Annotated in this window: 15 protein-coding genes; 1 reads left to right on the top strand and 14 read right to left on the bottom strand. The window is 36.7% G+C overall.

The genetic code is table 11. From position 1 onward, the window contains the following. Position 1: 1 nt before the first annotated feature. The 7 genes from AC3WVA_RS03340 to AC3WVA_RS03370 all read right to left on the bottom strand — a co-directional run bounded on the left by AC3WVA_RS03340 (position 2) and on the right by AC3WVA_RS03370 (position 7,818). Positions 2-949 (bottom strand): helical backbone metal receptor, encoded by a 948-nt coding sequence (locus AC3WVA_RS03340; protein ID WP_492321781.1) that lies wholly within the window; start codon positions 947-949, stop codon positions 2-4. Positions 950-1,106: 157 nt separating this feature from the next. Then, complete coding sequence (locus tag AC3WVA_RS03345) at positions 1,107-1,334, bottom strand: YrhC family protein (RefSeq protein WP_048531321.1); 228 nt, start codon at positions 1,332-1,334, stop codon at positions 1,107-1,109. Positions 1,335-1,460: 126 nt separating this feature from the next. After that, complete coding sequence (gene adhE / locus AC3WVA_RS03350; protein ID WP_098345267.1) at positions 1,461-4,064, bottom strand: bifunctional acetaldehyde-CoA/alcohol dehydrogenase; 2,604 nt, start codon at positions 4,062-4,064, stop codon at positions 1,461-1,463. Positions 4,065-4,325: 261 nt separating this feature from the next. Next, positions 4,326-5,459, bottom strand: a complete 1,134-nt coding sequence (locus AC3WVA_RS03355) for a bifunctional cystathionine gamma-lyase/homocysteine desulfhydrase (RefSeq protein WP_048531325.1) — start codon at positions 5,457-5,459, stop codon at positions 4,326-4,328. 3 nt (positions 5,460-5,462) lie between these two features. Further along, the gene (locus AC3WVA_RS03360; RefSeq protein ID WP_048531326.1) at positions 5,463-6,386 is read right to left on the bottom strand and encodes an O-acetylserine dependent cystathionine beta-synthase; all 924 of its coding nucleotides are present in this window, start codon (positions 6,384-6,386) and stop codon (positions 5,463-5,465) included. An 82-nt stretch (positions 6,387-6,468) separates the two neighbouring features. Continuing rightward, positions 6,469-7,164 carry a 5'-methylthioadenosine/S-adenosylhomocysteine nucleosidase gene (mtnN, locus tag AC3WVA_RS03365; RefSeq protein WP_048531328.1) on the bottom strand — a complete coding sequence of 232 codons (696 nt, stop codon included), beginning with the start codon at positions 7,162-7,164 and terminating at the stop codon, positions 6,469-6,471. Positions 7,165-7,179: 15 nt separating this feature from the next. Then, the gene (locus AC3WVA_RS03370) at positions 7,180-7,818 is read right to left on the bottom strand and encodes a class I SAM-dependent methyltransferase (protein ID WP_048531330.1); all 639 of its coding nucleotides are present in this window, start codon (positions 7,816-7,818) and stop codon (positions 7,180-7,182) included. A gap of 136 nt (positions 7,819-7,954) precedes the next feature. On the opposite strand from AC3WVA_RS03370, the gene AC3WVA_RS03375 reads away from it, so the two are divergent. Then, positions 7,955-8,170, top strand: coding sequence for a YrzA family protein (locus AC3WVA_RS03375; RefSeq protein ID WP_000010984.1), 216 nt, complete (start codon positions 7,955-7,957; stop codon positions 8,168-8,170). Between the two features lie 35 nt (positions 8,171-8,205). Here AC3WVA_RS03375 and AC3WVA_RS03380 read toward each other — a convergent pair whose 3' ends face one another. The 7 genes from AC3WVA_RS03380 to AC3WVA_RS03410 all read right to left on the bottom strand — a co-directional run bounded on the left by AC3WVA_RS03380 (position 8,206) and on the right by AC3WVA_RS03410 (position 15,106). After that, positions 8,206-8,853 carry a YrrS family protein gene (locus AC3WVA_RS03380; RefSeq protein ID WP_098345266.1) on the bottom strand — a complete coding sequence of 216 codons (648 nt, stop codon included), beginning with the start codon at positions 8,851-8,853 and terminating at the stop codon, positions 8,206-8,208. 116 nt (positions 8,854-8,969) lie between these two features. After that, the gene (locus AC3WVA_RS03385; protein ID WP_098345265.1) at positions 8,970-10,724 is read right to left on the bottom strand and encodes a peptidoglycan D,D-transpeptidase FtsI family protein; all 1,755 of its coding nucleotides are present in this window, start codon (positions 10,722-10,724) and stop codon (positions 8,970-8,972) included. A 92-nt stretch (positions 10,725-10,816) separates the two neighbouring features. Beyond that, positions 10,817-11,293 carry a transcription elongation factor GreA gene (greA, locus tag AC3WVA_RS03390; protein ID WP_000179964.1) on the bottom strand — a complete coding sequence of 159 codons (477 nt, stop codon included), beginning with the start codon at positions 11,291-11,293 and terminating at the stop codon, positions 10,817-10,819. Between the two features lie 279 nt (positions 11,294-11,572). Beyond that, positions 11,573-12,211, bottom strand: coding sequence for a uridine kinase (gene udk, locus AC3WVA_RS03395; RefSeq protein WP_000537078.1), 639 nt, complete (start codon positions 12,209-12,211; stop codon positions 11,573-11,575). Positions 12,212-12,228: 17 nt separating this feature from the next. Beyond that, complete coding sequence (locus AC3WVA_RS03400) at positions 12,229-13,509, bottom strand: peptidase U32 family protein (protein ID WP_000217970.1); 1,281 nt, start codon at positions 13,507-13,509, stop codon at positions 12,229-12,231. Between the two features lie 18 nt (positions 13,510-13,527). Next, the gene (locus AC3WVA_RS03405; protein ID WP_098345264.1) at positions 13,528-14,457 is read right to left on the bottom strand and encodes a peptidase U32 family protein; all 930 of its coding nucleotides are present in this window, start codon (positions 14,455-14,457) and stop codon (positions 13,528-13,530) included. Between the two features lie 7 nt (positions 14,458-14,464). Continuing rightward, positions 14,465-15,106, bottom strand: coding sequence for an O-methyltransferase (locus AC3WVA_RS03410; protein ID WP_000389094.1), 642 nt, complete (start codon positions 15,104-15,106; stop codon positions 14,465-14,467). Between the last annotated feature and the right edge of the window lie 139 nt (positions 15,107-15,245).

Below are 15,245 nucleotides of genomic sequence, written 5' to 3' on the forward strand. Positions count from 1 at the left end.
ATCATTTCCTTACATCTTGTATACTTTTATACATAAAGTCCATCGCTTCTGTAACTTTTGTTCCAGGATTTGATCCGAATAAATCTGGTGGCAAAATAACTACACGATTTTGTTTTACTGCATCTAAATTTTTCCACGCTTCATTTTTCATCATTTCGCCTTCAAATGCCTTTTTAACGCTATTTGGATCTCCATGTGTAATTAAATAAATCACATCTGGATTCGCCTCAATAATACGTTCTACACTTAGCTGCGCATATTGCGGATATTCCTTCATTTCTGGAAAATTAGCTGCAATATTTTTTCCACCTGTTTTTTCTAAAATATCACCTGATAAAGATGTTGGTAATGCCGCTAAATAAGTACCCGGTGCTCCATACACTAGCAATGCTTTCACATCACTCTTTTTCTCATATGTCTTCATTTGATCCGCAATTTTTTGGTTAAGTTCTTTTGCTTTATCTTCTTTCTTCATTATCGTTCCATATAGTTCAATATTCTTTTGAATATCTTGTACGGAATTCGCAGAAGAAATCATTACTTTCGTTCCTTGTCCTTCAACCGTTGGAACATTCTTTTGGAACCCATTGTTAGCAATAAGTACATCCGGCTTTAAGCTAGCAATTTGCTCAAAATTCGGTTGATGTGCATTCCCGATTACTTGTACTTTCTTTATATCCTCTGGAAGAGTTATTTTTGCATCCGGACGACCTACTATTTTCCCGCCTAACGCATGAATAATATTCATATCTCCCATACTTAATGTCGCAAAAGTCTCTGGTACTTTATCGAACGTTACCTTTCTTCCTGACAGGTCGGTAACTTCTATTTTCTCTTCTCCTTTCTCTGTTTTTGTTGCAGATGCTTTTTCGTCTCCTTTTGCACTGCAACCTATTAATAAGAAAAAAATAGATAAAATCGCTGTGAATAGCGTAATAGATTTTTTCATTCTTCCACCTCTAACTGATAATGATAATCATTAACTACTACTCTACTTTAATTGATAAGGATTATCATTGTCAATATAAACCGCATACATTTTCTAGAAAAAAACAAAAAGCGTTACAAAAAGATCCCTTCTTTTTGTAACGCTTTATTTACCTATATTATTCACATTCGTTTCCCTCTAACTCGTCTCGCATTACTTTCACACGCTGAAAGAAAAAGAAAGATAAACTTAAAAATATAACGATGCTCCCCATCATAACAAAAGGTTGTATTGCTTCTTTTGCTTCATTCGGAATCAATAAGCCAACCATTAACAATGTACTTACAGCGAGAAGAACTTGTCCGAAACGAGTATAATCTTCTATTTTTTCTTGTAATTCTTTCATTATATTCTCACTCCTCCATTTCACTGTATCATATTCTATTACACTTAAAGACAAGTAAATACAGCCATTCTGGGAGATGTTTTCCAAAAGAAAAAGAGCCGCTTTATGGCGGCTCTTTCATAACCATTACTCACCTTTATATGCTTTCATATAAATTTCTTTCAGCTCTGAAATGAGAGGGAGTTTTGGATTAGCTGTTGTACATTGATCTTCAAAAGCTCTTTCTGCTAATAATCCAACAACCTCTTCAAATTGGTCTTTATCTACTCCTTGTCCTGCAATACTCATATTAATATTTAAGCTTTTTCCAAGTTCAATAATTGCTTGGACGAGTGATTCCACACCTTCTGCCGCCGAACTTGCTGGGAGCCCGAGCATTCTCGCAATATGTGCATAGCGTTCATCAGCTACAAAGTGCTCATATTTTGGGAACAATGCGTGTTTTCTTGGCTTAATAGCATTATAGCGAACTACGTGCGGCATAAGGATTGCATTCGCACGACCATGCGGAATATGGAATTCTGGTCCAATTTTATGTGCTAAACTGTGATTGATACCTAGAAAGGCATTGGCAAATGCCATCCCTGCGATTGCAGAAGCATTATGCATTTTTTCTCGTGCTTCTTCGTCATTTCCATCTTTAAACGCTCTTGGTAAATATTTAAATACGAGATCGATGGCCTTTAATGCTAATCCATCTGTATAGTCATTTGCCAGAACAGACACATACGCTTCAATTGCATGCGTTAGTACGTCCATCCCAGTGTCTGCTGTTACATGTGGTGGTACTGTCATTACAAATTGCGGATCAACAATTGCTACATCTGGCGTTAATTCATAATCTGCAAGTGGATACTTTATATTATTTTCCTTATCTGTAATTACCGCAAATGGTGTCACTTCTGATCCTGTTCCTGATGTTGTTGGAATGGCAACAAACTGTGCCTTACTTCCTAATTCCGGATATTTACATGTACGTTTTCTTATATCTAAAAATTTCTGTTTGATTCCATAGAATGTTGTTTCTGGATGCTCATAGAAAAGCCACATCCCTTTGGCTGCATCCATCGCTGAACCCCCACCAAGTGCAATAATTACATCTGGCTTAAAACTTCTCATCATTTCCGCACCTTTAAACACAGTTTCATCTGATGGGTCCGGCTCAACCTCAAAGAAAACTTCCACTTTCACATCATTTACATGTTTACGTAAATAATGCGTAACCGTATCTACATATCCATGCTCAACCATTCCTGGATCCGTTACAATAAATGCTCGTGAAATGTTAGGCATATTTGCTAAATATGCTGTCGCATGTTTTTCAAAATAAATTTTTGGTGGTAATTTGAACCACTGCATATTCTTTTTTCTATTTGCCAACCTTTTTATATTTAATAAATGCGTCGCTGTTACGTTTTGAGAAACTGAATTTTTCCCATACGAGCCGCAACCAAGCGTAAGTGATGGAATAAATCCATTATATATGTCACCGATTCCACCTTGTGATGAAGGAGCATTTACAATAAGGCGGCAAGCTTTCATACGTAACCCAAATTGCTTTTGCACTGCTTTATTTACAGAATGGATGACTGCTGAATGTCCTAAACCACCGAGATTTAACATTTCTTCGCAATATGCAAATCCTTCTTCTAAGGAATTCGCTTTTACACAAGCTAATACTGGGCTCAGTTTCTCACGAGATAGTGGATACGCTGCTCCGATACCTTGTATTTCAGCTACAAGCATTTTTGTATTTTCAGGTACAGTAATCCCAACTAATTCGGCAATATACTGTGCTGATTTCCCAACAATATCACTATTTACTGCACATGTATTTTCGTTAATAACAAGCTTTTCTAATTGCCTTCTCTCTTCTTCTGTTACAAAGTAACAATTGTTTGCAATCATTTCTGTTTTCACATCATCGTAAATTTCCTTATCTACAATGATTGCTTGCTCAGATGCACAAATCATACCGTTATCAAATGTTTTTGATAAAATTAAATCATTAACTGCTCTTTTTACATGCGCCGATTTCTCTATGTAGCATGGTACATTACCAGGGCCTACACCTAGCGCTGGTTTCCCAGTAGAATAAGCCGATTTCACCATACCAGCCCCTCCAGTTGCCAAAACAAGTGCAACTCCTTCATGATTCATTAATTGTTTCGTTGCTTCGACAGAAGGTTTTTCAATCCACTGAATACAATGTTTTGGTGCTCCCGCCTTCACTGCTGCATCATATACTGTTTTCGCCGCTGCAATGGAACATTTTTGTGCGGAAGGATGAAATGCGAAAATAATTGGATTTCTCGTTTTTATCGCGATTAATGCTTTAAACATCGTTGTTGATGTTGGATTCGTTACTGGCGTTACCCCAGCTACTACACCGACTGGTTCCGCAATTTCTATTATTTCTTCATGAGGATCTTCGTGAATAATCCCTACTGTTTTATCTTTCTTTATGCTATGCCAAATATATTCAGTAGCAAAAATATTTTTAATGCATTTATCTTCGTATACACCACGCCCTGTTTCTTCAACAGCCAACTTTGCAAGTAGCATATGTTGATCAACACCCGCTAATGCCATTTCATGAACAATGTTGTCAATTTGCTCTTGTGTAAAACTTTCTAATGCTTGTAAAGCCTTCCGACCGTTATTCACTAACGTATCAATCATCTCTTTTACTTCCTGCATTTCATTTACAACTTTCTCTTTGACTACCATGTAAATTCCTCCTATTCTGCTATCTTGGACTAAATAAGACCCTATAGGTCATCACAAGTCCCGATTAGCGCAAAAAAAATAGAGTTGCTTTCCTACATGAACTTCATTGTTTGTGAAATATTTCACAAGTTTGTTCGTGAGTAACACTTCATGAATTCAATATACATGAAATCATTTCATTTGTGTATGTCTATTTTGTGAAAACTTTCACAAAAATAGTGTAATAAAAACGCACTGCTCTATATTAGCAGTGCATTTTTACTATGCTAGCGCTTGTGCTAAATCTTCAATTAAATCTTCACCGTCTTCAATACCGACAGAAATTCGAATTAATGTATCTGTAATTCCTAACTCTTTACGACGATCTGCTGGGATTGATGCATGTGTCATTTGAGATGGAATAGAAATTAAACTTTCTACTGCTCCTAAACTTTCAGCAAGTGTAAAGTATTGTAATTTCTCAAGTACTTTATTTAATGTTTCTTCACTATCTACATCAAATGAGATAATAGCACCAAATCCATTTGCTTGTTCTGTTGCAAGTTCATGGTTTGGATGTGATGCAAGGCCTGGGTAATATACTTTATTTACTTTTGGATGGTTATTTAAAAACTCAGCAATAGCGCGTGAATTCGTTTCATGCTCTTCCATTCGAATTCCTAATGTTTTTAAACCACGAAGTAGTAAGAAGCTATCTTGTGGGCCAAGAATGCCTCCTGTTGAATTTTGTACAAAGTGAAGGTCTTCTGCTAATTGCGGGCTATTTACAACTACTAGACCTGCAACTACGTCACTATGACCTCCTAAATATTTCGTTGCACTATGGAGTACAATGTCTGCTCCTAAAGAAATCGGCGACTGCCAATATGGCGTCATGAATGTGTTATCAATAATTGTTAATAAATCTTTCTCTTTAGCAAGAGTAGATATTTTCTTAATATCAGTAATTTTCAGTAATGGGTTCGTTGGTGTTTCCACGTAAATCGCTTTCGTGTTTGGACGAATTGCTTCTACAACTTCCTCTAAGTTTGTTGTATCTACAAATGTATGCTCAATACCGAAGCGGTTTAATACTTTCGTGATAACTCGGTACGTTCCGCCATACACATCATCTGTTAAAATAACGTGGTCACCTTTTGAGAACAGCATAATTGTAGCTGTAATAGCAGCCATTCCTGAACCAAATGCAAAACCAGCATGACCGTTTTCTAATACAGCAATCATTTCTTCTAAAGCTGCACGTGTTGGGTTGCCTGTACGTGAATATTCATATCCTTGATGCTTACCAACTGCTTCTTGTTTGTACGTACTTGTTTGATAAATCGGTACATTTACAGATCCAGTTGAAGGTTCTCCTATGCGAATACCATGAATTAACTTTGTCTTTGCTCTCATTTTTTATTCCCATCCTTTGTATATGTCTTTACTTAAATAGCGCTCACTACTATCAGGAAAAATCGTTACAATATTTGTACCTGGCGCCGCTTTCTCAGCCTCAAGCAAACTTGCATGAAATGCTGCTCCTGAAGAGCTGCCAACGAGCAGTCCTTCTTTTTGCGCTAATTCCTTCACTCTTAAAAAAGCATTTCGATCAGAAATTGTATGAATGTCATCAAAATAAGATGTTTTCAAAAATGGCGGGATAAATTCCAGGCCAATCCCTTCTGTTTCATGCGATCCAGCTTTACCACCATTCAAAATGGATCCTTCTGGTTCTACAATAACCGTTTTTATATCTATATTTTTTTCTTTCAAATAAGATGCAGTCCCCATGAATGTACCACCAGTTCCTGCTCCTGCAACGAATATGTTAATCTCTCCGTTAAGTGCCGACCACAGTTCAGGACCTAGTGTTTTGAAATAAGCACGCGGGTTTGCTTCATTCGCAAACTGACTTGGAGAGTATGAATTCGGTATTTCATTCACTAGTTCTTTTGCTTTTGCAATTGCACCAGTCATTCCTTGCTCAGTTGGTGTATGCACAACCGTTGCGCCTAGCGCTTTCATTAATTCTTGTTTTTCAATACTAAATTTCTCTGGTACACAAACGATAACGTGTAAATCATGTTGTAACGCTGCAAGTGCCAGTCCAATACCAGTATTCCCCGCAGTCGGTTCAATAATTGTTCCGCCCTGTGTTACAAGCCCTTTTTCTAGCGCATCTTCGATTAATTCTCTTCCTAGCCGGTCCTTAACGCTTCCACCTGGGTTATAAAATTCAAGCTTTGCAAATAAACGGACCCCTTCTGGAAGTGAAAAACGAGTAATTTCTACAATTGGTGTATGACCAATTAATTCATGAACTCCACGATATATATTCATCGTGTTCTCCCCCTTATTTGCCAATAAAGAAAAGGCAACTGTATGTATTTTCTTTATATGAGACAGTTGCCTTTTTGTTACATTACTTTAACTCTTCTAGTACTTTTACGATAAAGTTTGTAGAATGAAGAGCTGCTTGATCTAAAAATTGATCAAATGAAACATTTGATTCTTTACCAGCAATATCAGAAAGTGCACGAATAATAACAAACGGAACTTCATATTGGTGGCATACTTGCGCAACAGCTGCTGCTTCCATTTCTACTGCATAAAGATCTTCAAATTTATCACGAATTGCTGCAACGCGGTTCGGATCACTCATAAATGAATCGCCTGTTGCAATCATACCTTTTACAACTTGAATATTTTCTTCAGCTTGCATACATTTCTCAGCTAATGTAACTAATGCTTCATCAGCCTTGAATCCAGGCGGCATTCCTGGTACTTGACCATACTCATAGTTAAATGCTGTTACATCTACGTCATGATGACGAACTTCTGTTGAAATAACTACATCTCCAACATTTAGAGAATGATGGAAGCCACCAGCTGAACCAGTATTAATTACTTTTTCAGGCTTATATCTTTCTAATAAAATTGTCGTTGACATCGCTGCATTTACTTTACCAATACCAGACTTTAACAAGATTACTTCATGTCCTGCTAATTGTCCTTTCGTAAATTCACAACCCGCAACCGTTTCTGTTTCTGCTTGTTCTAATTTGTCACGTAAAATACGTACTTCTTCTTCCATTGCTCCAATTACAGCAATTCTCAATCTAATTCCCTCTTTCTATCGCTTAGTTGCCTCCATTATCCAAACGAAATGATTTAATCTCGTAAACGTTACATGGAAGCCATTGTTTTCAAAAATAGATTGCATGACCGGAATACGTGTATAGTATTCTGTTTGCAAATCGTTTGCTAAATCGTGAAAACCTCTTTGTTTTGCTGCTTCAACAGTTTTATCATATGCATCTTGATCTGCAAATATCGTATCAGCAAACACTATTTTACCACCTTTGTTTAGTAATTGACTATACTTCGCAATCGCTACATTTTTTTCATCATCTGTTAAATGATGAAATGCATAGGTGCTTACAATGGTATCAATTGAATTTGGGACTTCAAACGAAAGAAAATCACCTTCTGTAATGGAAAACTCTTGCGGCAATTTCTCTTTTGCAATCATGCGCATTTCACGTGACGGCTCTATACCGTAAACTGTGCGGCCAGCAAGTAATAATTTATTTGTTAAATTACCAGTACCAACACCAAATTCTAATACATTACCAAATGACTTGTTAACTACATCCTCTAGAATGTCCTCATAATGGGCGAAAACTTCTTTATATTGTATATCTTCGCCTTGTACAAATGAATCGTACGTATGAGCCCACTCATCAAATAAACCATTAAATTCTGTACCCATAAAAATCCCCCTTTTTCTTATCGGTTTTATCAGTATGATATTCCCTCTTTCTAAAAATGTCAATTGAAATGTACATGGTATTTCCTTCTTTTCTTTGTTACACTATAGTTGATTACATAGGAGAGGGGCCGTCTTCATGTCATTTACCTTTGAAATGTTAGAAGATAAAGTAGAGTTTTTTGAAGCGGGAGACTTAGCTTCTTTAGAACGAAAAATTAGTGAACAAATTGATAATAATAAAGCACTTATGCTTGAAGTTCATCACATCTCACATCAAATGGTTATGGATCCCGAAAGTAAAAGACCGTATTATAGCGCAGTTGTTCATTTTAAATTAAAGAAATTACGCTAATAAAAAAGAGAAGCTCCTAAGGAGCTTCTCTTTTTTTAGTTTAGAGTTTGAACAAGTACTGGTTTCCAGCCCTCATTTTCTACCCAATCAATATTTACGTAATATCTTTTACCTGATTGTTTATCTTGTACGTTACCGTAAGCTTTATTTTTACCGTTATTTCCGATTCGATGAATAACTAATTGCTCTACTGGAACGTCAATTGCAGCTGAAATTGCTTGGTTCATCTCATTCCAATCTGCTGTACCTTTTTTAAACGTCATCGCAGGTGTTGCACCTTGCTCTGTACCTACTGGCTTCCAAGAAGACTTCGTATAAGCGTCAGTTGCCTTTGGCTGTGTTTTTTCAGCTGGTACTTTCTCGTTAGCTTTCGCTTCTTCCTCAGCTTTTTTCTGTTCTTCTTCAGCCTTTAGCTTCTCTTCTTCTTTCGCCTTAGCCTCTGCCTTCTCTTGCTCGTTCTTCTTCGTCTCTTCTTTGCCCTTAGTTTTCTCAGACTTATTCTCTTTCGTTGTTTGCTGAGATACTTTTTTGTCACTAGGAGACGCTTCTTCTTTTCTTTCAGGAACAAACAATTGATAGGATACAATAGCTACTAATATTAATACAATTGCAATTGCAATATTTAAAACACCGTTTTGACGACGTTTTTGTTGTTTCTGTTGGAATCTAGATCCTCCTGCCATTCTTCAAACCTCCATGCAGTTTTTCATACTTGCTATTGTAACATTAAATCTAGAAAGGTTGAACATTTACAATAATATTTTCATGAAATGAAAACATTTCACTATGAATTGCAAGATTACTTTTCCTTCTCTAATCGATAGATTGATTCTACGATAGCTTTGAAAATAGGTGTAACTTTATTTACATTGCTATTCGTTTCTATATCCACGACAACTAAAGCGTATCTTGGATTTTCATATGGAAAGTAACCTGCAAACCAACGATTCTCTTTCGTCCCTTTTCCTGTTTGCGCTGTCCCAGATTTTCCAGCGACAGTTAGTGGTAACGACCTGAATGCTGCTCCTGTTCCTTTCTCCGTTGTTACAACGCTCCTTAATAACTGTTGTAATGTTTTCACTGTTTCATACGGAAGCTGTTTTCCACCTAATGCATGGTTTTCAAATGTATAAAAGTCCGTTCCATTTTTATACATTATCTTTTCAACAGCTTTCACTTCCATCTTTTCTCCATCTCTAGCAATTGTCGCCATCATATTTGCGATTGCTAGAGGTGACATACGTACATCTTTCTGCCCAATTGCTGTTTGTGCTACCGCTTTTTTACTATTCTTATTCCCTTCATTCCCCCAAATCGTAACACTCTTCTCCTCTGGCATTTGCTCAAAATGAGTTGTATGAAATACAGAACCTCTCCATCCAACCTTATCAGCGGCTCCTAAAGCTGCTACGTAAGTTTCTAACACCATCTTATCCTTTTGTATTAACTCGTTACCTAACTCTGAAAATGCCCTATTACAGCTTCTAGCAAAGCTCTCTTTAAAACTAAGTGTCCCCATCATAACTTGTGGGTGGTCTTCGCCATATAAATCTTTATTACAATTAAAACTGCGATTAAAAACATTTTCATTTTGATCGATCATTGCGGCTGCAACTATTGTTTTAAAAACAGAACCAGGAAAATGTGGTGTTAACATTTGATTTTCAAGTGTAGTTTTATATAGCCTTTCATCTTTCACCTGTACAGATGGTTTGCTGACCATCGCTAAAATTTCATTTTTCTTTACATCAAGTAACACTAATCCCCCCTTCTTTATTTCGTTTGCTTCAACTACTTCTTCTGCTTTTCGCTGTAACTCGTTATGTAAAGTAGTTTGAATCTTAACTGGGTAAAACGGATTTCCAGGCGACGTATATTTCGCTTGTTTTCCAAAAATCGGTTCTCCTTGCCGATCCACCTGATACAATACTTTCGTCTCTCCATCAGTCAAAAGAAACTCATCAAATGATTGTTGCAATCCTGAAATACCAATTGGCGTTTGCTTTGAAATTTTTCTTACTTCTCCGTATCGTTTTTGAAATTCTCGTTCATTCTCACCCACATTGCCAATTAAATGATTCACCCTGCCAGTTTGCTGTAAACGAACTTCAGCCGCTACAATACCTAATACATTTAATTGATTTACCTTCTCCATCTGCTCGCGTGCCAATCGAAATGGTCCATCTCCCCTTCGCATGATAAATGCACTTTTCTTATCTTTCATTTGACTTTCAATCTCTTGTCTCGACACACCAATGATATGCGCAATTTTCTCTAACATGTCATTTTTTATTTGTAGAAATGGAAAAACAATTAAAACGGGGTACTTTTTCTCGCCTATTTCCTTACCGTTTCGATCTATAAAATGACCTCGTCCATCATCTACCGTAATGGATTGCGTCCGTTGTGTAACACTTTTTTCAATTAAATTAATCTTACGATCCGTAAATGACTCCGTATCTATAATTTGTATTTGAATTAAACGACAAAGTAATATAAACATGACACTTATAAAACAAATTAAAACAATTATAATTCTCCGGTTTATTTTCATCAAAAAACACCTCGTCTACTATAGTTTGGACGGAGTGTTTCATCTTTTATACAAATAAAAAAATCACTCGCTTTTATACGAGTGATTTTTAATTATTTTACAGAGATAATCTCTACTTGCATTTCTCCACCTGGAGTTTGGATTGCTACCTTCTCACCAATTTGCTTACCTAATAAGCTTTTTGCGATTGGAGAATCGTTAGAAATTCTTCCTTCAAATGGGTCTGCTTCTGCGCTACCTACGATTGTGTAAGATTCTTCATCTCCACCTGGTAACTCTTTAAATGTTACTGTTTTACCTAATGTAACAACTGTAGATTCTTCACCATTATCTGTGATGATAACTGCGTTACGAATCATGTTTTCTAATTGTGTAATACGTCCTTCTACGAATGCTTGCTCATCTTTTGCTGCATCGTACTCAGAGTTCTCAGAAAGATCTCCGAAGCTACGTGCAATCTTAATGCGCTCTACAACCTCTTTACGTTTTACCGTTTTTAAATCCTCAAGTTCGTTCTCTAGCTTTTGCTTACCCTCTTGCGTCATAGGGTATGTTTTTTCTGTTGCCATATTTTCCACTCCTTTTATATACCAATCCCCCGAAAAAAAAGAGGAGTTCCATATGAAAACTCCCCCGCTTATATGTAGAGCGGAGGTTTCTAGCACGCCTGTACTAGCGGAGTTGTCACATACAACCCCGTATTCCCAATTCTTCTTTATATAAAGAAGATATGTATGGAAAGTTGATATAAATATGCCCTCACCTATATATAGATGAGGTTGCATGTTTCATTGTATTCGATAGGAAGGGAAAAAATCCCTTCCTACCGCATATCTTTTACTATGCTATTACAAATTTACTTTTTGTTCAAGAATTGTTGCAATTTTTGTAACCATAATATCAATTGCAACGTGGTTTTGTCCACCTTCAGGGATAATAATATCCGCAAATTTCTTAGAAGGCTCAATAAATTGATTGTGCATTGGACGTACAACGTTTACGTATTGATCAATAACTGAATCCATCGTACGACCGCGTTCTTTAATATCACGCTGCATGCGGCGTAAAATACGAAGATCTGCATCTGTATCAACGAATAACTTAATGTCCATTAACTCACAAAGACGTGGGTCTTCTAAAATAAGAATTCCTTCTAAAATGATTACATCTTTCGGCTCAACTGGAATAATTTCTTCTGAACGCGTATGCAATGTATAGTCATATACAGGCTTATCAATTTGCTCATATGCAAGCAACTGCTGCAAATGTTCAATTAACAGATCATTATCAAACGCAAGCGGATGATCATAATTTGTTTTTAAACGCTCTTCCATTGGTAAATGGCTTTGATCTTTGTAATAATAATCTTGCTCCAAGATTAAAATAGAATGACCTTTAAAATGGTCAAAAATCGCTTTCGTTACACTCGTTTTACCTGATCCCGAACCACCAGCAATTCCAATTACAACAGGCTTATTCGTCCCCATTCGACTACCACTCTTTCTTATTGAAGTATGCTTTTGCGCATCATATTATTCACATACACTCGTTGATCCACTTTGAATTTCACGATTTGCAACGGATGTCTCGCTGCATCTAATTCGTTTCCATCCTCATCCCAAATTTTCTCCACCGTTTGTGTAAAGTTTTCTATTTCTGGTCCAAAGAACTCCACTTCATGTCCTGGTTTGAAATGATTACGTTGCTCAATCGTTACGATGCCCGTTTCTTCATTATAATCTAACACTAAACCAGCGAAATCATACGTTGTTTTCTTACTATGATTTCCAAACATTTGCTCTTGATGTCCTGGAACCCCTTCAAAGAATGCAGGAGCTGTATCACGATTTGCACATTTATCAAGCTCATCTAACCACTCTTGTTTAAACTCAAAGTTATCAGGATCCGCACAATATGCATCAATTACTTTACGATATACTGTCGCTACAGTCGCTACGTAATGAATTGATTTCATACGTCCTTCAACTTTTAAGCTATCTATTCCAATTTCAATCATTTTCGGAATTGATAAAATTAAATTTAAGTCTTTTGGACTCATTGCAAAGTGAGCATCTTCTTCTTGGAATAAAGGAAGCTCTTTTGCATCTTTATGTTGTGATACTGTTTGAACTAAATCATAGTCCCAGCGACACGATTGACAACAACCACCACGGTTAGAATCACGCGCCGTCATATGGTTACTTAACGTACATCTTCCTGAATAGGCGATACACATTGCACCATGGACGAATGCTTCAATTTCAATATCCACTTTTTCTTTAATTTCTTTCATTTCTTCATAGCTTGCTTCACGAGCTAATACAAGACGATGTAAACCTTCTTCTTTCCAATACTGTGCTGCTTTCCAGTTGGATAGTGATTGCTGTGTACTTAAATGCACCTCAACAGAAGGCGCTACACGTTTACACGTCTCAATAATAAGCGGATCAGCAACGATAATTCCCGTTACGCCAGCTTTTTCAATCCCTTTTAAATATTCCTCTAGCCCGTCCATATTTTCATTATGTGCAAAGATATTTGTTGTTACATATATTTTTGCTCCATATTTCTTTGCAAATTCCACACCTTCTGCCATTTCTTCCAGTGTAAAGTTACCTGCATTCGAACGAAGACCAAATTCTTGTCCACCTAAATATACAGCATCTGCCCCGTAATGGATAGCTACTTTTAATTTTTCTAAGTTACCCGCAGGGATTAACAGTTCAGGTTTCTTCACAATAACGCGTTTGCCATCGATCACTCGTGAAATTTCTTGTACAGTCATTTCCTACACCCTCCTCGTTTAGTAAACCGTCTCTTTAAAGAAGAATCCCGTATCTAACGGACGATTTACTGGTTGCATTTCTTCTATCTCTTTATATAAATCGTCTTTCACGTCATAATACGCATCACGATCTTCTACACATAAATCAATTGCTTTACGATATTTCTTCGTTACCTCAATAATGTATGCAGAGCTTTTTAGTACACCATCAACTTTTAAGCTATCAACTTCAGCATCAATTAACTCTTCTAACTCATCAATGAAACAAATATCGTTTGGACTCATAATGTGAGTACCATTTTCATCTTCATAAATTGGATATTTGTTGTTACGCTCTGGGTCATATAAGAACATATTCTCTTCATATTTTTTCTTTTCAATGTCAAGATTACGTCCTTGATATTCAAAGTAGTTTCCTACTAATGAACGCTTCGATTGGAACATACAAGTCATACCGTGAATTTGCACTTCAAGTTCCACTTCAGCATTTTCTTTTAATTCAACAATTTCATCTAAGCTAAGCTCACGAGCTAATACAGCACGTTTTGCTCCTCTTTGTCCCCAGTAGTTACAAGTAAACCAGTTTGTTGCTGTCGTTTCTGTATTCCAGTGCAATTGCATATTTGGCGCTACTTCGCGAACCGCCATTAATACTGCTGGATCTCCGAAAACAATTGCATCTACATGTACTTCGTTTAAAAATGCAACATAATCTGTTAATTCTTCTACTTTATCATTGTGGAACATTGCGTTCATTGCTACGTATACTTTTACACCATTTTCATGTGCAATCTTCACAGCTTGTTTCACATCTTCACGTAAAAATTCCCCTGCTAAACGTAAACCAAACTTTTGCTCACCGATCATTACCGCATCTGCTCCTGCTTTCGCAAGAGGTTCGATATCCGCCACTGCTTTTGGCGTTACTAACAATTCAGGTTTCTTCATACCTTGGTCACCCTCTCTTTTTACTAACAGCTACTCCATCACCAATTGGGAAAATCGTTGTATCATATCCTTCATGGTTCATAAGCCATTCATTGTACGTCTTAATACGACGGATTAAACCACGTGTACGTCTGTTTTCAATTTTCTCTTTCGTCGTTACAAGGCCATGGTACATAACATTATCTGAAATAATTACGCCACCAGGATTTAATAACGGTTCATATAAGTCAAAAAAGCGACGATATTGTCCTTTTGCTGCATCAATAAAAATAACGTCAAATGTTCCGTGTTCTTCTACTTGTTCGCCTGTTTCTAACGCATCACCGTAAATAACGGAAATACGCTCTTTAACTGGTGAACGTTCTATATATTCAAGTGCTTTTTCATATCGCTCGCGATTGCGCTCAACTGTCACAATGCGAGAATTTGGAATAGCTTGCATCATACGAATACTAGAATAGCCAATTGCTGTACCAAGCTCTAAAATGCTTTTTGGTCCAATTAAACGTAAAAATTGCAACATAAATTCCATTCCAAGTCGATCCATAATCGGCACATGGTTTTCTTTCGCATAATCTTCCATTTCAAGAATTAATTTATCTTTCGGATCAATAAATGATAATAGGTACTCGTTAACTGCATCCTCCATAATGGTCCTCCTTATTTACATGGAGAAGTGCCTCTATGACGTCTTTTCACACATAGAATGCAATAAAAATACAAGCCAGCTTTACCCTTAGCTTGTACGTCCCGTTTTGATATTAAAAACGATTCTTCTGCCAGTTTTT

The sequence above is a fragment of the Bacillus sp. EB106-04-02-XG92 genome, assembly GCF_058791995.1.

Coding starts and splice junctions, on each gene's coding strand:
- AC3WVA_RS03340 (WP_492321781.1), bottom strand. CDS start 949: ATGAAAAAATCTATTACGCTATTCACAGCGATTTTATCTATTTTTTTC.
- AC3WVA_RS03345 (WP_048531321.1), bottom strand. CDS start 1,334: ATGAAAGAATTACAAGAAAAAATAGAAGATTATACTCGTTTCGGACAA.
- adhE (WP_098345267.1), bottom strand. CDS start 4,064: ATGGTAGTCAAAGAGAAAGTTGTAAATGAAATGCAGGAAGTAAAAGAG.
- AC3WVA_RS03355 (WP_048531325.1), bottom strand. CDS start 5,459: ATGAGAGCAAAGACAAAGTTAATTCATGGTATTCGCATAGGAGAACCT.
- AC3WVA_RS03360 (WP_048531326.1), bottom strand. CDS start 6,386: ATGAATATATATCGTGGAGTTCATGAATTAATTGGTCATACACCAATT.
- AC3WVA_RS03370 (WP_048531330.1), bottom strand. CDS start 7,818: ATGGGTACAGAATTTAATGGTTTATTTGATGAGTGGGCTCATACGTAC.
- AC3WVA_RS03375 (WP_000010984.1), top strand. CDS start 7,955: ATGTCATTTACCTTTGAAATGTTAGAAGATAAAGTAGAGTTTTTTGAA.
- AC3WVA_RS03380 (WP_098345266.1), bottom strand. CDS start 8,853: ATGGCAGGAGGATCTAGATTCCAACAGAAACAACAAAAACGTCGTCAA.
- AC3WVA_RS03385 (WP_098345265.1), bottom strand. CDS start 10,724: ATGAAAATAAACCGGAGAATTATAATTGTTTTAATTTGTTTTATAAGT.
- greA (WP_000179964.1), bottom strand. CDS start 11,293: ATGGCAACAGAAAAAACATACCCTATGACGCAAGAGGGTAAGCAAAAG.
- udk (WP_000537078.1), bottom strand. CDS start 12,211: ATGGGGACGAATAAGCCTGTTGTAATTGGAATTGCTGGTGGTTCGGGA.
- AC3WVA_RS03400 (WP_000217970.1), bottom strand. CDS start 13,509: ATGACTGTACAAGAAATTTCACGAGTGATCGATGGCAAACGCGTTATT.
- AC3WVA_RS03405 (WP_098345264.1), bottom strand. CDS start 14,457: ATGAAGAAACCTGAATTGTTAGTAACGCCAAAAGCAGTGGCGGATATC.
- AC3WVA_RS03410 (WP_000389094.1), bottom strand. CDS start 15,106: ATGGAGGATGCAGTTAACGAGTACCTATTATCATTTATTGATCCGAAA.